We start from the raw sequence: 21,241 nt of genomic DNA, 5'->3' as shown, positions 1-21,241 counted from the left end.
AGATTTTGTAGTTCAATATTCTCAAATTAAACAATTCTTAAACTGAGCAAATCTCATTCGCTCACACTTCATAGCAAAACTATCCTCATTAAAGTTCGCGAAGATAAACGAGTACGTTTACCATGTTACTTAGTTCTCGATACTTTAATGAGGTTCAATGAACTTTCTCGCACACCTACACATCGCTCAACACTGTCACAGCAACTTAGCCGGTAATTTGTTAGGTGACTTCGTTAAGGGTGACCCCAATAAATACTATTCAGATTCGCTTTCTAACGGCATAAGACTTCATCGGTTCGTTGATAGCTATACTGACCGTCATGATGTTTCACGCTCTGCAAAATCTCTCTTTTCAGACCAAACAAGACGCTTTGCGCCTATTGCGCTCGATGTATTCTGGGATCATTGTTTGGTTAATCATTGGGAGAAGTTCTCGACACAATCGTTAGAGCACTTTTGTTTAGACAGTCATCAACAGATTTTTGAGCATCAAGAGTCACACTGGCCTGAAAGCTTCATTACTATTCATCATAAGATGGCAGAACAACGATGGTTGGAAAGCTATCAAGACATGTCTTCTATTGAGCTGGTATTACAGCGAATGGCTTTAAGAAGGCCTAAGCTAGGCATGTTAAAAAACTGTTACCAAGACCTCGAACGCCACTATGATAAGTTGCAGTGTCACTTTAATGAGCTATATCCAAGCGTTTTAGCGGAAGCAAACCAGTTTAGTACGCTTCAATTGATGAAAAATCAAAAGGAAAGGTAAACAGCGTAATGCAGGTTTGCTACAATCCGCGCCTATTTAATCTTTGAGCATCATACTATGTCTGAACCTACTAAATCTTTTAACCAACTTGGATTGTCTGAGCACCTTCTTACTACGCTATCAGAGCTAAATTTTACAGCTCCAACCAGTGTTCAAGAGCAAGCGATTCCGTTGGTATTAGAAGGTAAAGATGTATTGGCAGGTGCGCAAACGGGTACCGGTAAAACGGCAGCATTTGGTTTGCCGATTATTCAAAGATTAATCGAGACTAAAGACAACGTTATCCCCAACCCTAAATTAGTTCGTGCATTGGTTTTAGTACCAACTCGTGAACTCGCACAACAGGTGTTTGATAATGTAACCAGCTACGCGAAAGGCACAGACCTGAAAGTGGTTGTGGCTTATGGCGGTGTAAGCATGAAGGTTCAAACTGACAACTTACGCGCAGGCGCAGATATCTTGGTAGCAACACCTGGCCGTTTGATTGATCATATGTTCACTAAGAACATTATGCTGAGCCAGACAGAAGTATTGGTATTGGACGAAGCTGACCGTATGCTTGATATGGGTTTTATGCCAGATATTAAACGCATTCTTTCGCGTATGAATGAAGTTCGCCAAACCCTGTTCTTCTCGGCTACGTTCGATAACAAGATCAAAGCAATTGCGTATCGCATGATGCAGTCACCAAGTGAAATTCAAGTGACGCCTAAAAACAGCACAGCTGACACAGTGACTCAGATGGTTTATCCGGTTGATAAATCACGTAAAAGTGAACTATTGGCATACTTGATCGGTTCAAAGAACTGGCAACAAGTGTTGGTATTCACCAAAACTAAGCAGGGAACTGATGCGCTCGTAAAAGAGCTTAAGCTAGACGGCATAAAAGCGGCATCAATCAATGGTGATAAGAGCCAAGGTGCACGCCAAAAGGCACTGGATGATTTTAAATCAGGCAAGGTGCGAGCGTTGATTGCAACTGATGTTGCAGCACGAGGTATCGATATTCAGCAGCTAGAACAAGTTGTGAACTACGATATGCCATTCAAAGCGGAAGACTACGTTCATCGCATTGGTCGTACTGGCCGTGCAGGTAACAGTGGCTTAGCAATCTCTTTGATGAGTCAGGATGAAGCGTACCTATTGGGTGATATCGAGCGACTACTGGATACGCGTTTGCCTCAAGAGTGGCTAGAGGGCTTTGAACCAAGTCTTGAAAAAGACCTTGCCCCCGAGCGCAGTGGTCGTAGTAAGAGTCGTTCATCAGAAAAGCGCAAGATGAAAGCGAAACTTAAGATCCATCAAAATCGTGGTAAAGCGCGTCGTTAAGAAAGGGGGTTGTGCATGGCTCTTCTTCTATTAGTCTCGATGCTTACATTCCACATCTTATTAATTTTGAAAAACAATTTTAACTTTTCGTCTAATCGGTCAATCGATTTTTATCGGAAAATATTGCTGGTGTTTCCATGTCGTCTATCTCTTAGGGCCGCCCCTTCGAATTTGTTCAAAGGGAGCGGTAATTGTTGGTAGGTTTGTGAGTAGGAGCATGCGCGGCTATTTTGGCTGCCACTGTTTAGATGTAACGAGGTTATCCATCACTTTGTTGACCGCTTGATGCGCTTTATCGACAATAGTGTCGATGTCATTACGATTCGCGATAAGCGGTGGAGCAAAGCCGAGGATGTCACCATGTGGCATGGCGCGAGCGATTAAGCCTTGCTCTAAACAGGCCGCCGCAATTTGAGGACCCACTTTCAAGTTTGGATCAAAGTGTGCTCGGCGGAGTTTGTCTGAAGAAAACTCCAACGCATGCAACAAGCCAACGCCACGAGTATCACCGACCAATGGATGATCGTTAAACGTCTCCGCCATGCGTTGCTGCAAGTAAGCGCCGATTTCGGCTGCGTTTTGCACCAACCCTTCACGCTCAATGATATCAAGGTTGCAGTTTGCGGCCGCTGCTCCCATTGGGTGACCGGAGTAGGTGTAGCCGTGTCCAATAGCACCCCACTGGTCGGTGCCGTTTTCTAGCACACTCCAAACTCGTTCACCGACGATCACGCCAGACAGCGGTTGATACGCTGAGGTTAACCCTTTCGCTATCGTGATGAGATCCGGTTTCATGTCGTAGTGCAGTGAGCCAAAATCGGAGCCGAGGCGACCAAAGCCACAGACCACTTCATCCGCAATCAAGAGTACATCGTATTTGTCGAGTACTTTACGAATCGCCTGCCAGTACCCTTCTGGTGGTGGCACAATACCGCCAGTACCGAGCACGGGTTCCGCAATCATCGCCGCTACCGTATCTGGGCCTTCTTCCAAGATCATTGCTTCGAGTTGATCTGCACAATATTGAGAGAATTCAAGCTCAGGCATACTCTCGTCTTCACGGCGATAGTAATACGGCGCCATGGTGTGCTTGATGCGCTCAAGCGGTAAATCAAAATGTGCGTGGAACAGAGGCAGCCCTGTCATTGAACCTGAAGCGATACTTGAACCATGATAGCCACGATCACGGGAGATGATTTTTTTCTTCTCTGGTAGACCACGAGCATTGTTGTAGTACCACACTAGCTTAAGTTGAGTCTCGTTCGCGTCACTGCCTGACATGCCGTAGTAGACTTTGCTCATGCCTTCTGGCGCCATTTTGATAATGCGGTCTGACAGTGTCACGAGCGCTTCGTTCGTATGGCCGACGTAAGTATGGTAGTACGCCAGCGCTTTGGCTTGTTCATAAATAGCATCGGCCATTTCAGTCCTGCCATAGCCAATGTTCACACAATACAACCCGGCAAAGCCGTCTATCAGCTCGATGCCTTCTGAATCGGTAATGCGTATTCCGTTTCCGCTCGAGATAATTTTTCCCGAAAGCTCCCCAGCCGCATACTGCTTAAGGTGGGTTGAGGCATGAAATACCCTCTGACGATCGATCTCTAAAAGTTGTTGGGTTTTGTTGCTCATGATCCTTCTCCTCTTGGATATCCATCTTTCGTATCTTAACTGCCACTGACGGTAGGCAATGCGCCTAAGCAGCAGTATTTGATTTCACTGTATTCTTCAAAGCCGTGGCGACTGCCTTCTCGTCCAAGCCCTGACTGTTTCACGCCGCCGAATGGGATAGGGTGGCCAGTCATCTTGACGGAGTTCACGCTCACCATGCCAAACTCCAAACCACGCATGCAGCGCCAAATTTGGTGAATATCGTGACCATAAACATAGGCAGCTAAGCCGTACTCAGTGTCGTTGCTCATTTCAATCACGGTATCTAAATCTTGGTAGGGCAATACGCCTGCCACAGGACAAAAATTCTCTTCGCGATACACCGCCATGTCTGGGGTGACATCGGCTAGCAATGTCGGCGCGAAGAAGTTTTTGCCTAGTACGGGCTGATGGTATCCCGCTAACAATCGCGCGCCTTTGTCGAGTGCGTCACGCACCAAATCATGCGCTTTATCCACCGCAGCGCGATTGATCAGCGGCCCCATGGTGGTTTTTTCATCTAAACCACTGCCTAAAACGATGTGGTTCATTTCTTTGGCAAACGCTTCCAAAAACGCTTCGTACTTATCGTCAGGGACGAAGATACGGTTCGCGGCCAAGCAGTCTTGTCCTGCGGTTTGAAACTTGGCATCCACGGCGGCTTTGGCTGCTTGCTCTATATCCATATCTGGCAGCACGATGAAAGGGGCATTACCGCCAAGCTCCATACTGCATTTCTTCACGGTCTGTGCCGCGTCGCGCAGCAACAACTTACCCACTCGAGTTGAACCTGTGAATGAGAGAGCTTTGACTTTATCGGAGTGGCAAAAGGTTTGTGACACCATCACCGCATCGCCAGTAATTACGTTAAATACACCAGGTGGAAAGCAAGCTCGGTCCGCCAATTCAGCCAAGGCCAATGCGGAAAAAGGTGTTTCACTAGCAGGTTTGATAAGCACCGGACAGCCTATCGCTAATGCCGCGGCGGCTTTTCGTGTGATCATGGCATTAGGAAAGTTCCATGGCGTAATCAATGCAGCGACACCAATCGGTTCGCGCATCGTCGACAGTTGCGCATTCGGAATATGACTTGGGATGGTTTCGCCATAGTTACGTCGTGCTTCCTCTGCAAACCAACGAATAAAGGAGGCGCCGTAGTCAATCTCACCTAAAGCATCACCTAATGTTTTGCCTTGTTCCATGACCATCAAACGAGCGAGATCTTGTTTTGATTCTAGAATCAGATCGTGCCAACACATGAGAATTTCAGCGCGTTCTTCTGCTTGCATTTTTCGCCATTGACGAAAGGCTTGATCGGCTTCATCAATCGCTTGATAGAGTTGTTGTTGAGATAGCTTAGTGATGTAGCCGATGACCGTACCATCCGCTGGGTTAACCACCGGGTGAAATTGGTCACCACTTACCCATTTGCCATTTACGTACGCTAAACCTCTCACCAAACGTACATCTTTCATTATCGCCATCATGTCGTGCGAGGCTTTTAATTCCTCTGCATGTAAGCTGTGCAGTGCTGTCATGAGTCCCTCTCCCAGCATCGTGTCCATCGTTAAACTGTAGTGGAGAAGTGAAAGGAATAATTTCTGATACCGAGGTTTAAACCATCAGAATTTTCTTTTCCGCATCGTTAGATATGACGAATTTTCTGGTTGCGTTTTAAGCGTATTTTCTCTTTTAGAACAAGACGTTTTGTTTGACTTCTAATTTGTCTGCATCACGTTTGATTGTTTTCGTCACGATGTAAGTAAAGTAGCGCTCAATACCCACTTCCGACTCCAACCAGTTGTCGATAAGTCGCTGATATTGATCGATATCTTCAGCCTGAACTTTGAGGATGTAATCGACACCGCCACCTGTGGCATAGCAATCCGTGACTTCTGGTGAGTGTTGAACCAGTTTCTCAAAACGTTTGAATGCTTGGGCGCTGTGTTCTTTGAGCGTTACTTCAACCATCACCGACGTTCGTTTGAACAAAACATCGGTGTTTATTTTTGCACCGTAACCTTCAATAATGCCTGCTTCTTCCAGTTTTTTAACACGCTCCCAGCAAGGGCTAACGGATAGGTTAATGGCCTCGGCAAGGTGAGATTTGGTGATACGGCCGTAGTCATGGAGTATTTGTAGAATTTTTATGTCGTAGCGATCGAGGCGCATAATGGTTCTCCCTGTAAAATACCAATCAGTTCCATTCGCCACAGTCTTTAGCGATCACGGCGACAGTGTCACCAGTATTCACCATGGAGGGGAAACGACGTGCAGCAAAAATACCACTACGTTGAGCTTGGTATTCGATAGGGGCGGTCCCTGTGCGCTCGGTCGAATAGATCCTCATCAAAATATCGCCTTGTTTGATGGTGTCGCCAAGCTCAAATAAGTATTCGGCGATGCCATTGTGCTGGCTTTGCACGTAGCAACTTGCATCGGGCATATCAAGTAACTTGGTTGGCTGGGTTGTTTTTTCGTAATCACCAGATAAGTTGCCTGAAAAATGTAAGAAATTGCGGATTCCACGGTCGGCATAAGCGATGGTTACTGGGGTACTGGTTCCACCGCCTCTGAGTTCTGTGGTGACAAATATTTTGCCTTGAGATTCGACGGTAGTGTCGTACAGGCTAGTGGTGTCCATTTCGAGCAATATCATGGTGTAAGGCGCGCCAAACAGTTTTGCACCTAAGATACATGCTTCTTCTTGGTCGAGGTTGTCGAGACGGTGGGCTGCGGCGAAAGGTACGATGTCTAGCGTTTTACCACCAGAGTGAATGTCTAACGCAAACTCGCACATGGGTACCAAGTAACGAGTAAAATAATCTGCGATCTTCTCGGTCACAGAGCCAACAGGGTTTCCGGGAAAGCTGCGATTTAAATTCCCTTTATCGATAGATGACGTACGCGAAGCATTTTGTACCGCAGGTAAGTTCATCATAGGCACAATAATAACACGGCCTTGGATTTGCTCAGCTTGAAGCGAGTTTGCTAATTTAAGTAGGCTGGTGATACCTTCGTATTCATCACCATGATTACCGCCAGTAAGTAGTGATGTTGAACCGTGACCATTCTTAATCACGGTTATAGGTATCATGATGTTTCCCCAAGCGGAGTCATCGTGGGAATAGGGTAGCGTTAAAAAACCGTGCTGTACGCCTTCTCGGTCAAAGTCTACGGTGGCTGTGATCGAGGTCTTTTGCATATCAACTCCTTCTTGTTCTTAAGCCTAGTTCACAGAACTTAAGGTTTGAAAAATTAGTGTTTAATAAATAGGTGTCGTGGAAAATCACACAGGGTTTTTGCACCATCACGAGTGATCACAATGCTTTCGGTGGTTTCTAACCCCCAATCTTCAAACCATAGTCCCGGCATAAAGTGAAATGCCATGCCTTCTTTCAATACGGTTTTATCGGTGTCTCGTAAACTCATGGTCCGCTCCCCCCAATCTGGTGGGTAGCTCATACCAATTGGATAACCACAACGCGCGCCTTCTCGTGAGAATCCTGCTTTATCGAGAACTTGGTTTAATGCATTGGCGATTTCGGCGCAGGTGTTACCGGGTTTTGCCACTTCTAAGCCTGCTTCGAGACCTAAATTTAATGCTTCATCGGCACGTTTAAACTTGTCGTCTGGTTCCCCAAGAAAAATGGTGCGAGAGAGTGGGCAATGGTAACGGCGGTGCGCCCCAGCGATTTCGAAAAAAGTACCTTCGCCTTTTTTGAATGGTTTATCGTCCCACGTTAGGTGAGGTGCAGAAGCATCAGCACCAGATGGCAAAAGGGGCACTATCGCCGTGTAATCGCCAAAATGATCTTCATGTCCGAGCACCGCTTGGCGGTTAATCTCAGCGACAAGGTGGTGTTTCGGCAACCCTGGCTCGATCATATCGAATGCAACACGGTGCATATTTTCAACAATGCGAGCCGCACGGTACATGTAAGCGAGTTCTTGATCGGATTTAACAGCGCGACACCAGTTCACCAGCCCGGTAGCATCGAGAAGTTGAGCATTCGGTAAGTGAGTGATGAGTGATTCATAGGCGGTGGCACTAAAGTAATAGTTGTCTTTTTCTACACCGATACGACCGCGATCCCAAAGATGCGGAACCAGTACGGCTTCTACCAGAAAATCCATCGGGTGTAATGGTGGGTTCATAACATAATGGTCAGGGTAATAGGTGATGTTTTCTGCCGACATATACGCAGTTCTGTACGCCCCATTTGCATCTTGGCAACGCCCAAACCAAACAGGTTCGCCAGCGGAGCCCACAACGACACATTGTGGTACATAAAAAGACCAACCGTCGTAACCTGTCAGCCATGCCATGTTAGAAGGATCGTGAATGATAAGGACATCCAATTCTTGTTCTTCCATCGACAGCCGAACTTTTGTTAATCGGTCCTGGAACTCATCCAGTGTAAAATGCAAAGCAACGCCTCTCATAATCTCTCCTTGTTAAAAGTCCGACGCCTTATGGGCCTTCGGAGACGTTGAGGTATTTCTACCTTCCACTAGGTCGATAGACCTGCGTTTAAAACTGTTGCAACTCACCACTGCGGCTGTGTTTGATTTAAACGATGTCATTTAGCATGCTTGTTGAATCTATACCTCTCATGTCAATCATTACAAGTGTGGCTCATTTTTGTGGTTCACACCGTTTTTATGATTGAAATTCCATCGATTGTTAGTTTTTAGTTACAGTTCTCATCGAGAATTAATCTATTAAAATATTGTGTCATGCATATGGTTACGCGGAGAAAAAGGGGTACTCGAGGCTTGGGGGAAATGGTGCGTTTGTAAGATCAGGTTTTTAATCGACCAATGCCTTATGTGCGATGTCTGGTGCAGCTTACGTACTCTACGTAAGCAATAATTGGTTATGTTGGACCGATAATGTGACCGGAAAATACTGGAGTATTGCTACGTTAAGTTCGACACAAATAAAAATGCGCCGTTACAGTAGGATCTGTAACGGCGCATTTTTTATCGAGTAAACTAATTTACAACCAAGATATATTCAAACATCGGTTTACTGGTGTTCTGGATTACACTTCCATACGCAAGGCACATCATAAATCAGCTCTCCAATAGATCTTGGATTCAACACCCATTCACTGTCGACATTAAACTTACTGACCATTTGTGTATTGAACAACTGCCAATGCATGTGCAAGGCTTCTTCTGGAGTTGCTTCCATTTCACCTTCGTTCCACGTACTTTCCATAAATGGTGTTAGGCACACAGCACCATGTGCATACATGATCATTTGCCACTTAACTTCATAAATATTGATCATTTTGTCTGGATTAGCATCATTATATTGTTCCGCCAGTCCATTAATTTCTTTCTCAACATCGCCAACGTTGTCGATAAAGTAATCAACTAGGTGATCTTCTTGGCGGACTGAATCAGAAATGAGCTGCATTGGTCTGCGTGAGTGAATCATGTTGCTAAAAAGGCGCATGCTAAACAAATAGATAGAAATGTTTGGTGCTACGTCTTTGGGAAGCTCTTCCATAATTCTACTAATGTAAGACTGAAAATATACGTGTAAACAATCACTTATCGCATGCCAAATTTTTTCTTTACTACCAAAATGATGGCGAATAAGGCTATGTGATACGCCTGCTTTTTCACTGATGTTTCGCAGTGATACACGATCGTAGCCAAAGTCACAGAACATGTCTGCGGCAACGCTCATGATCAAAAAACGCGTCTCTTCGGCGTCTTTTGCGCTTCTTCTACCTTGCTTCTTTTCGGTCATCTTCATTTCACATAATTACCTGATTACCACATTCTACACTGTTTTTACTGAAATAAAAAATACTGCACAACTGGAAAGTAAATCTTGAGAATTATTTAATATTAAATATACTGCCCATCTGTGTAATAAATCATAATAATTAAATGGAGAGACATCATGCAGTCCAATTTGTCTATCAATGCTATATCGAGCAAGCGCATGGGAGCTGTTATTGCAGCACTATTGCTCGCAGGCTCTCTAACTGGATGTAACAAAGTTCAGTCAGAGGAAAATGAGCAGGTAATCAAGCCAGTCAAACTGTTTGAAATTCCACAACAGACTGATATTGATCTTGATAGCTTCATTGCAAAGGTCGATGCAACTGACCGTGCGGCACTTTCTTTCCAAGTAGGTGGCGAGATAGAAACCTTCGATGTTCGTATGGGGCAAGAAGTGAAGAAAGGTCAGGTGTTAGCTGTATTAGACGCGACGGATTACCGTATTGCCGTTGATGCAGCTCAAGCTAAATTTGATCTGGCGAACAGCCAATACAAACAAGCTTCTGAGTTGTATGCGAAAAAACTGGTCAGTACTGATTACTACGACCAAGCCGTGAACACCTTTACTGCCGCTGAAGTTGAGTTGGACCAAGCAAAAACAAACCTTGGCTACACTACCTTAGTTGCTCCATTCGATGGCGTAGTATCGATGGTGTTTGGAAAGCAATATCAATTGATCGCAGAAAAGCAGCCTGTACTGAATATTTTGAATCACAGTGAAATGGATGTGACGTTTTCTATTCCAGTATCAAAGCTTGAAGACCGTTCTATTCAAGATCTAACGAGCTCAAACATGTGGGTTGTGATGGACAGTCACCGCGGCATTCGTATCCCGACTCGCTTTAAAGAAATCTCAACGCAACCAGATGAAGACACCAACAGCTACCAAGCGGTTGTGTCTATCGAAAAGCCAGAAGGCATCAATCTACTTTCTGGTATGACAGCGCAAGTTGAAGCTCAAAAAAGTAAACCTGACTACGGCATTGGTATTGTGGATTCAGCTTGGTTAAACAAAGACGCAGGCCATGGTGAACTATGGCGTTATAACCCTGACTCTCAACTGATTTCTAAAGTACAAGTCCTTCTTGATGAGCAAGGCAAGGTTATCGACGGATTGTCGTCTGGCGACCTTATCGTTGAAGCAGGTGTGGATGTGTTATCAGACGGACAACAAGTAAAAGCTTGGCTTCGTGAGGGCGGTATTTAATGAACCTTTCAAAATTATCAGTTGTTGTCGCGTCGGCTTTAATACTTCAAGCCTGTAACAATGAAGCTGTACATCGTGAACAACCTCCTCTGTTGGTTTCAACCTTTGAAGTTGGCGCGCCGCTGACTAATCAGTTCCGAAGTTTTAATGGACAGGTGATGCCAGCTGAATTGACTCCCTTGGCATTTAAGCTCGCAGGCGAGATTCAACAAGTATTAGTCGAAGCGGGCGATAACGTCGAAAAAGGGCAGTTATTAGCCACCTTAGATAACGCAACGTACGTCCAAGAACTGACTGACGCTCAATCTCAATTCCAACTGGCGAGCAAACAGTTGGCCCGTGGTACTGAGATGTTTGGCAGCGAAATGTTATCGCAATCAGAACACGACCAACTGACGGCTAACTACAAGCTCGCATCGGCGAATTTGGCGGCGGAAAAACGTAAGCTAAGTTACACAGAACTTTTAGCGCCATTCTCAGGAACAGTTTCAACTGTCGATAAGCAACGGTTCGAAAATACGACGCCTGGAGAAACACTACTGAGTGTGTACCAGAACGACAAGGTGTATGTGCGAATTCAAGTATCAGATTCGATCTTGGCGTCAATTAGCCCAGACATGCGTTCAAATAGCTATCGTCCAGAGGCGACCTTTGGCGGTCACACTGGCCAATATCCACTGACGTATTTGGAGCACACCAGTGAATTGCACCCGCAATCGCGTACTTACGAATTTTGGATGCAGATGCAACAACCTAAAAACGAAATCCTGCCGGGCACCAGCGTTACGGTGAACGTGGATATGGCGAAAGCTGGCTTGAGCGATGTTCAAGGCTACCAATTACCAATGACAACTTTAGAAGCGGGTTCTGAAGCGAATCAGTTTTATGTGTGGAAAATGGAAGACGGACAAGCATTCAAAAGCGAAGTAGAAGTCGACAAGATCAGTGGCCAAGGTGCATTAATCGCTCACGGTGTTGAGCAAGGTGATCGACTCGTAAACTCGAATCTAAGAAAACTCCGTGACGGAATCAAATTGTCAGGAAAAGCAGAATGAACATCGCAGAATATTCAATAAAAAACAAAGTAATCAGCTGGTTATTTCTCGTCATATTGGCCATTGGTGGCGTGTCGTCTTTTGGTAATCTATCCCGTTTAGAAGACCCAGCTTTTACCATTAAAGATGCCATGATTATTTCAACTTACCCTGGCGCTACGTCAATGGAAGTTGAAGAGGAGTTGACGTATCCACTTGAAAAAGAGATCCGACAGCTGCCTTACATCGATAAGATCACATCGACCTCTTCGAACGGTATGTCTCAAATTACAGTTAGCATGAAGATGGACTACGGGCCCGACGAGCTGCCACAAATCTGGGATGAAATGCGCCGCAAGATCAACGATCTACAGCCAACATTGCCAAGTGGTGTGAATTCCGTTCAGATCATTGATGATTTTGGTGATGTATTCGGTGTGATGATCATGCTGACGGGGGACGGTTATGATTACGTTGAGCTAAAACAGTACGCAGATTACCTAACGCGTGAAGTCGAACTGGTTGATGGTGTTGGTAAAGTCAGTATTGCGGGTGACCAACAAGAACAACTGTTTGTTGAGGTGTCTCTGGAACGCTTAGCCGCATTGAACCTAGACATGTCGACGGTTACGTCACTGTTAGCACAACAAAACAGTGTGGTGTCGGCAGGCGAAGTAATGCTCAATGGTCAAAGCCTAACGATCAAACCTAACGGTACATTGAGCACGGTTGAAGAGTTAGAAAACTTAATCATTCATGGTCGTGATACGGGTAACCTAATTCGCTTAAAAGATGTCGCTGAAGTGACTCGCGGTATTCAAGAAAAGCCGGGCAATGTATTAACGTACAACGGTAAACCCGCAATCAACCTAGGTATTGCATTCTCTTCAGGCGTAAATGTGGTTGAGATTGGTAAAGCACTCGATGCAGAACTTGATCGCCTAGAAAGTATTAAACCAGCGGGTGTAGAACTGAACTACTTCTACAACCAAGCACAAGAAGTGGACAAGTCCGTTGCTGATTTCTTGATCAGCCTCGTTGAAGCGGTGGCGATTGTTATCATCGTACTTCTGTTCGCGATGGGCTTACGCAGTGGTTTGATCATCGGTTTAGTACTGCTACTGACGGTGTTCGGTACGTTCATATTGATGGACTACAACGATGTTGAACTGCACCGTATCTCGCTAGGTGCTTTGATCATCGCACTGGGTATGCTGGTGGATAACGCGATTGTTGTCGTTGAAGGTATTTTGGTTGGCTTGAAGAAAGGCAAAACCAAGCTTCAAGCAGCGAAAGACATCGTCAAGCAAACACAATGGCCACTGTTAGGTGCGACCATTATCGCTATCACAGCGTTTGCTCCGATTGGTTTGTCGAAAGATGCGACAGGCGAGTTCATGGGTTCACTGTTTTGGGTACTGTGCTTCTCATTGTTTTTGAGTTGGGTAACTGCACTAACACTAACGCCATTCCTTGCCGAGATCTTGCTTAAAGAAGAAGACAAGGTTGATGAGAACGAAGACCCATACAAAGGCATTCTGTTTGTTGTATTCGGTGGGTGTCTGAAAGTAGCACTTCGATTTAGATGGCTTACTGTAGTTAGTATGGTCGCGCTATTAGCAGTTTCTGTCGTTGGTTTTGGTATGGTGAAGCAGCAGTTCTTTCCGCCATCAAATACGCCAATGTTTTACGTAGATATGTGGATGCCGGAAGGCACCGATGTGCGTGAAACGATCAAACAGACAGAAAAAGTGGAAAGCTACATTCGCCAGCAAGACGACGTTGAGTTTGTGACAACAACGGTTGGACAGGGAATGCAACGTTTTGCGCTGACATATCAACCAGAGAAAAGTTACGAAGCGTACAGTCAGCTGCAGGTACGAACGACTGACCGAGACACCATGTTTAAAGTCCTAGAAGGGCTAGACAAGGACTTGGCCAATAAATTTGAACAACCGACGTTCCAATTTAAACTGATTGAGTTTGGCCCGTCGCCAGCTTCAAAAATCGAAGCTCGTATTAGCGGTGCAGACCCGCAGATCCTTCGCAGCATCGCGGTTGAGGTAGAAGATATCTTGTTGGCGGACCCTGGCTCTCGAAATGTGCGTCACGACTGGCGTGAACGCACCAAAGAGCTCGTGCCACTGTTTAACGAATCAAAGGCACGTCGCCTTGGCATTTCAAAGACGGATCTGTCTGAGACTCTGCAGATGGCGTTTGGTGGCCAAAACATTGGGTTATTGCGTGATGGTACTCATATGTTACCTATTGTGGCGCGTTTACCGGAAAAAGAGCGTTTTGATTTTGAATCGCTAAACAATGTGAAGATTTGGAGCCCATCGCTACAAACTTACATCCCAGTTGAACAAGTGATCGATGGCGTAGAGCTTCAATGGTCTGAACCACTGATTCAGCGTCGTGATAGAAAACGTACGCTAACGGTGCTAGCTGACCACGACGTGCTTGGTGATGAAACACCAGCGAGTTTGTTTGCTCGTGTGAAACCAAAGGTAGAAGCATTAAATTTACCAGAAGGCTACAGCATTAGTTGGGGAGGGGAATATGAGACCTCTAAAGATGCTCAAGAATCTCTATTTGGTTCACTGCCAATGGGTTATTTGTTGATGTTTATCATCACCATGCTTCTGTTTAACTCGGTTCGTAAGCCGCTTGTGATTTGGTTTACGGTGCCACTCTCTATCATTGGTGTTTCGATTGGTCTGTTAGGTACTAATATGCCATTCAGCTTCACTGCATTCTTAGGTCTATTGAGTCTAAGTGGCATGATTTTGAAGAACGGTATCGTACTGCTTGACCAGATCAACAGTGAGCTACAAACAGGTAAAGACCCATATTTAGCGGTTGTCGACAGCGCGATCAGTCGTGTGCGACCGGTATCTATGGCAGCACTAACAACTATCTTGGGCATGATTCCCTTGGTATTCGATGCATTTTTCGGCTCGATGGCGATTACCATCATGGCAGGCTTAGGCTTTGCTACCGTACTAACGCTAATAGTAGTACCAGTGATGTTCGCTATTCTATATAGAATCAAACCGTCCACTTCGGGTTATTAGGGAATGATATAAAACAGATTCTTTTAAGCCAGCCCAGTCAGTTTTGACTGGGCTTTTTTTTTATACCTGTGATTTGTTAACACGTAAGAGTGGCAAGCGGTGACTAGGGCGTGTTGACCTTTCGTGGTTAAATTTTGTTCGAGATAAAGGTACAACGACTGACTCTCATTATTAAATCAAAATGTTGACCCGTATTTTCACTGCCATTGGAGTACAGCATAAAGTTGCAAGTATTTACGGACTAACTGTTGATTCCCTGACCGTTTTAACGGGTGACCGAATTTAATAAAGCATGGGCTGATACTAAAGTTATTATTTAAATCAGTAGCGAATTGAGAATCACTCTCTCTTAGTGTGATGCCTTGTTGGCTATATTCAGTGATCTCGTCTGGGAGTGCGCCCATCCACCAATGTAAGAGCTCACCACTGCTCTTGCCTCGGCTTATCCAATGATCAGAGACAATGATTAAAAGGTCATTGGGTTGGATAGCAAACCCATACTCTGATTGCCAATTATGAATGTCTAACATTAACTTTCTACGACAGGTTTTACCTGCACTCACCATATGATGGCTGATCGTCCATACGGTACCTATCTCAGAAGAAATTCGGAAATGTCGAGGGGCATCACCGGAAGAAAACATTTCGAGTGGACTTGTATGACTCGCATGATTAAAGCTAACGAAGGTGTGATCCATTCGTCTGGCAAAAGCTTTCCCTATGTGATGCTCACTGATCCCTTGATTATGTACGGTAGGATAATGGTGTTCACAGAGTTTTAGGCAATCATCTTGAAACTGATTGACGCTCTTAATCACGAGATCTAATAACAATGAAGTCCCTTATACATAGTTACTATTTTATTGATGGGCAATAGTACGGTAATTGTTGTGTCTTTACCTATTAGCAAAGTGTGAGTTCTTGATCTCTCTATCAAAATTAGCTATTCCTAGCCGTTTTTATGGATAGCGCTGGCACTTAGCTGATCTGTATTCTAAATTATGAGGAATTCTAATCAGTTAGAAAGACTATAGCGAGTTAGCTAATGTTCATTGGGTTAGCGAAATTATAGTTTAGTCAGCTGATCTCGATTAACTTATTTACTCTTAACTTGGAAGTATTCATGACCATTCAATTAGATTCGAAACAAAAGTCTGAGCTAACCCATGCCCTTCAAAAGTACCTGCAAGATGAGCTTGATGTAGAACTTGGTCAGTTTGATACTGAGTTTTTGATTGATTTTATAAGTAAAAAGTTTGGGGCCATTTACTACAACAAGGGGGTAGAAGACGCTCAGAAAGTAATGGAACGTAAAATGTTAGACATATCAGACGAGCTCTATGAAATTGAGCAAATCGTTGAAATTTAACCTCTATGGCCAACTTGTTCAAAAAAGTTGAATAACTCGTTTAATTTGGAACGATGTAATTAATGTAAAGCTTGGTAAATAATATGTTACACAAACTTGGTGTAGGGTACGCTTTTCGAAACTACACTACTCGTTAACATTCGGAAGAGATGCATGGACAACAACGTTAGAAATTACAACCCTTTAGCAAGAGCGATGCATTGGATTTCAGCTCTCGCGGTATTTGGCTTATTTGGTGTAGGCCTGTGGATGGTTGATCTTTCATATTACAGCGAGTGGTATAAAACAGCGCCAGACTATCACCGCTCGGTAGGCATTCTTTTGGCTGCTGTTACCGTTATCCGCTTGGTTTGGAAACTAGTTACCGCGTCACCTAAAGTGGAAGGTAAAAGCTATGAAGTTGCAGCAGCTAAGATCGCTCACGGCTTCATGTACATCAACTTAGCGGTTTTATTTATTTCAGGTTATTTGATTTCGACATCAGATGGCCGCGGGATAGAGGTATTCAATTGGTTCACTGTACCAAGTATGGGTGAACTGTTTGCAAACCAATCTGATCTCGCAGGTACGGTACACTACTATGCTGCATGGGTACTGATCATCATGGCATCAGTGCACGCCTTAGCGGCGATAAAACACCACGTTATCGACAAAGACGATACGCTACGAAAAATGATAGGAGCTTCAAAATGAAAAAGTCAATTATCGCTACAGGATTAGCATTTGCTATGGCAATGCCTTTCGCTGCTAACGCCGCTGATTACGTGATTGATACAAAAGGTGCGCATGCTTCAGTTAACTTTAAAGTTAGCCACCTAGGTTACAGTTTTATCCAAGGTCGTTTTAACACATTCTCAGGTGATTTCTCATTTGATGAAAGCAACGTTGAAGCATCAAAAGTAAACGTAATTATTGATACAACAAGCCTTGATTCAAACCACGCAGAACGTGACAAGCACATCCGTAGCTCTGACTTCATTGATGCAGGCAAATTCTCAGACGCAACATTCAACAGCACAAAAGTGGTTGATAAAGGTGACGGTAAACTAGAAGTAATGGGCGACCTTAAACTTCACGGCGTAACTAAGCCTATCGTTATTGAAGCTGAATTCATCGGTGCTGGTCAAGACCCGTGGGGCGGTGAGCGTGCTGGCTTCGTTGGTACAACTCGTCTAGAACTTGCTGACTTCAACATTCCAGTAATGGGCGCTTCAAGCTATGTAGATATGGAATTACACGTTGAAGGTGTAAAGAAATAATCTAGCTATAAATGCTGACTGGTATCAACCTTTATGTAGTATTAAAGTTGAGTAGATACTTAGAAAGCGGCAGTTAGAAATAGAGAAAGGCGCAAAGTTATCACTTTGCGCCTTTTTATTATGGTAAATGGTCACGCGTTTAGATCTGTTTTGTGTCAAATCTTTAGTTGCGCTTTAAGCCACCATTTACTTTTAGCCAGTCAACGTTGCCATGACTTATTTGTCTAGGCGAACAACTAATCCCTAATTGTTCAACCTTGTCCTAGTTAACTAACCACTTCCTAGTCAAACAGTCGTTGGCTACACGCTTCCTATTTAAACCGTTGGTTGCAAGTTAAATCACTGTAAGTTAAACCATTAACCAGTTAAGCCGTTTCTAGTTCCGCTTTTGGTACTGCGTTTAGGCGGTCACCGTAGATTGGGCGAAGTGCTTGCATCACCTCAATGCGAGTTAGAACCCCGACCATCACACCGTTTTCCAATACCGGCAGCATATGTGGTTGGCTCACTTTCATCGCTTTTGCACGCTCTTCTAGAGAAAGAGAAGTCAAGCGAGTTGCGAAGCCCATACTTGTCGTCGGGTACAGTTGTTCTTTGTCGATACATAGGAACTCAGCCACATCAACCAACTTGTCGTTTGCGTCGATAGCTACAACATCACGGCTCATTAGGTCTACGACTTTCTGGCCTTTAGTTGGGATGTAGTCTTGGCACCAAAGGTCAACCATTACATCGTGAACAGAGAAGATACCCACTAGACGACCTTCAACATCGCAAACTGGAGCGCTAACAAGTTGAGCATCTAAAAGTGAATCAATTGCCACTGATGTAGGCATTTCTACGCTTAGTGTAATTGGTTGAGTGTTCATGATTTGCTTGATAGTCGTTGCTGTATTCATAGTGATTTCCTTAACTGACGTAATTTCTGTTGTTTGTGTAATTGTTGTAATTTTTGCTGCTGTAAGTTGTGGGCGACGATAAATGCTCCAATTGGCTAAGCCGACCAATACTGCACCACCGACTATGTTGCCGATTGTTACTGGCACCAAGTTTGCGGTGACAAATCTCATGACGTTTAGGTCTGCGTACTGGATTGGTGTTGCGCCAATTTGCATCCAAAAACTTTCTGGTGCGAATGTTTGAATCGTGATGCCTAGTGGAACCATGAACATATTCGCCACACAGTGTTCAAAGCCTGAACTAACGAACATTGCTACGGGTAATACGGTCATCATCGCTTTGGTCATGGCGTTAGCAGAACTGAACGTTAACCAAATGGCTAAACACACCAATAAGTTACAAAGCACACCCAAAGCAAAAGCTTGAACAGGGCTGTGGTGTAGCTTGTGTTGGGCAATATTTAGAGCGTTTAAACCCCATTGCCCGCCATCTAATTGATACAAGCCTGCTGCACTTACTAGAGCCAAAAGGAACATGGCACCGATAAAATTGCCGACATAAACCTTGCCCCAAATAGACAGCATCTTAGTGAAAGTAATCTGTTTGTTAGCCCATGAGATGCTTGATAAAACTGAGCTGGTAAACAGCTCACCACCGCAAATCACAATCAAGATTAAACCCATACTGAATGCAAGACCGCCGGCTAAGCGACTCAACCCCCATCCAGCATTAGCGCTACCCGTGGTGACCGTGATGTAGAATAAGAAAGCCAGCCCTATAAATGCACCAGCCATGATCGCCAAACTCACTGTCATGCTGCTGGTTTTATTTGCTTTGCTTAAGGAAAACTTCTCTGCTTCCGCCATCATTTGTGCTGGTGAGAACAGTTGATAGTTTTCAGAAGTACTGGTTACCATATTCCCCCCTTGAACAATCCGTCATGTGTAATTCCTAGTGTTAATGACTCGGTTAATCCGTGATGTTTTGCAGGCTTCGTTGTGTCCTGCCATTCCAGATTAGGGAGTTGAGGAGTTGAGGTAAAATTGATAATTTTTAGAAACCACATCAAAATTATTGATATAGATTTGGTTACGCGTAGAATGAAATTGATTGCTCATCGGCTTAAAAAAAAACGAGCAGCAGGACACAAATAATTAAAAGCATTAAGGATGAATTTTGCGTTATTCATTAAAGCAACTCGCGGTATTTGATGCAGTGGCAGATTCCGGGAGTGTTAGTCATGCCGCAGACAAGTTGGCGTTGACTCAATCAGCGACAAGTATGTCTCTTGCACAGTTGGAAAAAATGCTCGGCAGGCCTTTATTTGAAAGGCAGGGTAAGCAAATGGCTCTTACTCATTGGGGTATGTGGCTAAGGCCAAAAGCGAAGCGTTTACTGCAAGATGCGCAGCAAATCGAAATGGGGTTCTACGAGCAGCATTTATTGAGTGGAGAGCTCAAATTAGGCGCGAGCCAAACCCCGGCAGAACACCTCGTTCCTGACCTCATCAGTATTATTGATAACGATTTTCCAGAGATGCGAATCTCGCTTGGGGTACAAAGTACCGATGCCGTTATCGATGGCGTATTAGATTATCAATATGACTTAGGTGTGATCGAAGGTCGTTGTGATGACAACCGAGTTCATCAAGAAGTGTGGTGTACTGACCATTTAACGGTCGTTGCATCCGCTCATCACCCTTTTGCGAAACGTGAACGTGTGAGTTTGGCGCAGTTAGAGCAAGCGAAGTGGGTATTGCGCGAACATGGTTCGGGTACTCGCAAAGTTTTTGATAGTTCTATTCATCATTTAATTGGTGATCTTGATGTGTGGCGAGAGTATGAACACGTTCCTGTTTTAAGAAGCTTAGTAGCAAACGGTCCATATTTAACGTGTTTACCTTATCTTGATGTCGAGCAGTTTGTTGAATCAGGTCAGCTTGTTACTTTGAATGTCCCAGAGCTTGAAATGGAGCGTACGCTTTCATTTATTTGGCGTGCTGACATGGCAGAAAATCCACTTGCCGAGTGTATTAAGCGCGAAGGTAAGCGCATGATGAAAGGCAAACCGTCAGTTCTCTAGCGATAAATTGATAATAATCACTGATAACTAAATATGTTGAATAAACGATTCCGGTCTCTATATAGTGATATGGGAACATTCGTGTACATTATTAATGTGATCACGATCAGCCAAAAGAAGGCGTTCTTACCATAATATGCTTACTTGATTTTAAGTGAGGCTAAATCCGGTTGCGTTCAATTGCGTAATTAGGCTTTAGAAATAGTATGAGTACATTAGTCGCGATTTCACTAACAACAGGTATTTTGTCAGGTCTGTGGGGATGGATTGCTGTCTCTTTGGGATTATTGTCATGGGCTGGCTTCTTAGGTTGCACCAGTTACTTTGCATCGCCAATAGGCGGCGTTAAAGGATTAGCAGGTAGCTTATTGACCAACATGACAGGCGTGTTCTGGGCAATGGTGATAATCGAAAGCTCGACCTTCGTAGGGGTAGAGGTTTTAGGCTATGTGATTACTGCTATTGTCGCTTTCTTTATGTGTATTCAAGCAAAACAAGCGTGGCTCGGTTATATCCCAGGAACTTTCATTGGTTGCTGTGCAACGTTTGCCGCAGGTGGCGATTGGCAACTTGTAGTACCATCTTTACTGCTTGGTGGTGTGTTTGGATACTTAATGAAAGCGACGGGGCTATGGCTTCACGAGAAATCAAGCAAATCTTCGGAAGTTGTTGAACAACACGCTAAGCAAGCGAAGGCTTAACTCGTTAAGTAGGTGCTGCTCTAGTGACGGTGAACTCTTGCAAGATAACCCCCAATTAA

General features: G+C 44.4%; 18 protein-coding genes. 10 read left to right on the top strand and 8 right to left on the bottom strand.

The window, feature by feature from the left end; all coding sequences use genetic code 11:
- The first annotated feature begins 157 nt into the window (after positions 1 to 157).
- Positions 158 to 769: an acyl carrier protein phosphodiesterase gene (locus OCV24_RS19450; protein WP_046223623.1), complete on the top strand. Its 612-nt coding sequence runs from the start codon at positions 158 to 160 to the stop codon at positions 767 to 769.
- Positions 770 to 826: 57 nt separating this feature from the next.
- Positions 827 to 2,098, top strand: coding sequence for a DEAD/DEAH box helicase (locus OCV24_RS19445; RefSeq protein ID WP_150877142.1), 1,272 nt, complete (start codon positions 827 to 829; stop codon positions 2,096 to 2,098).
- A gap of 225 nt (positions 2,099 to 2,323) precedes the next feature.
- Here OCV24_RS19445 and OCV24_RS19440 read toward each other — a convergent pair whose 3' ends face one another.
- The 6 genes from OCV24_RS19440 to OCV24_RS19415 form a co-directional block, all read right to left on the bottom strand.
- Positions 2,324 to 3,730, bottom strand: a complete 1,407-nt coding sequence (locus OCV24_RS19440) for an aspartate aminotransferase family protein (protein WP_150877144.1) — start codon at positions 3,728 to 3,730, stop codon at positions 2,324 to 2,326.
- 35 nt (positions 3,731 to 3,765) lie between these two features.
- Complete coding sequence (locus OCV24_RS19435) at positions 3,766 to 5,286, bottom strand: NAD-dependent succinate-semialdehyde dehydrogenase (RefSeq protein ID WP_150877146.1); 1,521 nt, start codon at positions 5,284 to 5,286, stop codon at positions 3,766 to 3,768.
- 154 nt (positions 5,287 to 5,440) lie between these two features.
- Positions 5,441 to 5,920, bottom strand: coding sequence for an Lrp/AsnC family transcriptional regulator (locus tag OCV24_RS19430; protein ID WP_150877148.1), 480 nt, complete (start codon positions 5,918 to 5,920; stop codon positions 5,441 to 5,443).
- Between the two features lie 25 nt (positions 5,921 to 5,945).
- Positions 5,946 to 6,953, bottom strand: coding sequence for a N(2)-acetyl-L-2,4-diaminobutanoate deacetylase DoeB (gene doeB, locus OCV24_RS19425; protein WP_150877150.1), 1,008 nt, complete (start codon positions 6,951 to 6,953; stop codon positions 5,946 to 5,948).
- A 53-nt stretch (positions 6,954 to 7,006) separates the two neighbouring features.
- The gene (locus tag OCV24_RS19420) at positions 7,007 to 8,194 is read right to left on the bottom strand and encodes a M24 family metallopeptidase (RefSeq protein ID WP_077681490.1); all 1,188 of its coding nucleotides are present in this window, start codon (positions 8,192 to 8,194) and stop codon (positions 7,007 to 7,009) included.
- Positions 8,195 to 8,780: 586 nt separating this feature from the next.
- The gene (locus OCV24_RS19415; protein WP_150877152.1) at positions 8,781 to 9,521 is read right to left on the bottom strand and encodes a TetR/AcrR family transcriptional regulator; all 741 of its coding nucleotides are present in this window, start codon (positions 9,519 to 9,521) and stop codon (positions 8,781 to 8,783) included.
- Between the two features lie 150 nt (positions 9,522 to 9,671).
- On the opposite strand from OCV24_RS19415, the gene OCV24_RS19410 reads away from it, so the two are divergent.
- The 3 genes from OCV24_RS19410 to OCV24_RS19400 are packed head-to-tail and all read left to right on the top strand — an operon-like array spanning position 9,672 to position 14,871.
- A complete protein-coding gene (locus tag OCV24_RS19410) occupies positions 9,672 to 10,760 on the top strand; it encodes an efflux RND transporter periplasmic adaptor subunit (RefSeq protein WP_150877154.1) in 1,089 nt (362 codons plus the stop codon).
- A complete protein-coding gene (locus OCV24_RS19405) occupies positions 10,760 to 11,815 on the top strand; it encodes an efflux RND transporter periplasmic adaptor subunit (protein WP_102508609.1) in 1,056 nt (351 codons plus the stop codon). Before OCV24_RS19410 ends, OCV24_RS19405 begins: the two co-directional genes overlap by 1 nt.
- The gene (locus OCV24_RS19400; protein WP_150877156.1) at positions 11,812 to 14,871 is read left to right on the top strand and encodes an efflux RND transporter permease subunit; all 3,060 of its coding nucleotides are present in this window, start codon (positions 11,812 to 11,814) and stop codon (positions 14,869 to 14,871) included. The genes OCV24_RS19405 and OCV24_RS19400 overlap by 4 nt, the downstream gene beginning before the upstream one ends.
- A gap of 197 nt (positions 14,872 to 15,068) precedes the next feature.
- On the opposite strand, the gene OCV24_RS19395 is transcribed toward OCV24_RS19400, so the two are convergent.
- On the bottom strand, positions 15,069 to 15,704 hold the full coding sequence (locus OCV24_RS19395) for a hypothetical protein (RefSeq protein ID WP_017058335.1): 636 nt from the start codon (positions 15,702 to 15,704) through the stop codon (positions 15,069 to 15,071).
- 290 nt (positions 15,705 to 15,994) lie between these two features.
- On the opposite strand from OCV24_RS19395, the gene OCV24_RS19390 reads away from it, so the two are divergent.
- The 3 genes from OCV24_RS19390 (at position 15,995) to OCV24_RS19380 (ending at position 17,499) form a co-directional block, all read left to right on the top strand.
- On the top strand, positions 15,995 to 16,240 hold the full coding sequence (locus OCV24_RS19390; RefSeq protein ID WP_017058334.1) for a DUF2164 domain-containing protein: 246 nt from the start codon (positions 15,995 to 15,997) through the stop codon (positions 16,238 to 16,240).
- A gap of 153 nt (positions 16,241 to 16,393) precedes the next feature.
- Positions 16,394 to 16,933: a cytochrome b gene (locus OCV24_RS19385; protein WP_017067366.1), complete on the top strand. Its 540-nt coding sequence runs from the start codon at positions 16,394 to 16,396 to the stop codon at positions 16,931 to 16,933.
- Positions 16,930 to 17,499, top strand: coding sequence for a YceI family protein (locus OCV24_RS19380; protein WP_017058332.1), 570 nt, complete (start codon positions 16,930 to 16,932; stop codon positions 17,497 to 17,499). The genes OCV24_RS19385 and OCV24_RS19380 overlap by 4 nt, the downstream gene beginning before the upstream one ends.
- Positions 17,500 to 17,864: 365 nt before the next feature.
- Here the strand turns inward: OCV24_RS19380 and focA are convergent, their stop codons facing one another.
- Positions 17,865 to 19,316, bottom strand: coding sequence for a formate transporter FocA (gene focA / locus OCV24_RS19375; RefSeq protein ID WP_150877159.1), 1,452 nt, complete (start codon positions 19,314 to 19,316; stop codon positions 17,865 to 17,867).
- 259 nt (positions 19,317 to 19,575) lie between these two features.
- Here focA and OCV24_RS19370 point away from each other — a divergent pair, with 259 nt between their 5' ends.
- Both OCV24_RS19370 and OCV24_RS19365 read left to right on the top strand, forming a co-directional pair.
- The gene (locus tag OCV24_RS19370; protein WP_017058330.1) at positions 19,576 to 20,481 is read left to right on the top strand and encodes a LysR substrate-binding domain-containing protein; all 906 of its coding nucleotides are present in this window, start codon (positions 19,576 to 19,578) and stop codon (positions 20,479 to 20,481) included.
- Between the two features lie 206 nt (positions 20,482 to 20,687).
- A complete protein-coding gene (locus tag OCV24_RS19365; RefSeq protein ID WP_137025256.1) occupies positions 20,688 to 21,182 on the top strand; it encodes a DUF1097 domain-containing protein in 495 nt (164 codons plus the stop codon).
- Positions 21,183 to 21,241: the final 59 nt, after the last annotated feature.

This window comes from Vibrio kanaloae (assembly GCF_024347535.1).
In the GTDB taxonomy this organism is placed as follows: Bacteria; Pseudomonadota; Gammaproteobacteria; order Enterobacterales; family Vibrionaceae; genus Vibrio; species Vibrio kanaloae.
The sequence above is the reverse complement of the archived record's forward strand: the minus strand, read 5'-3'. Positions and strand labels throughout refer to the sequence as shown.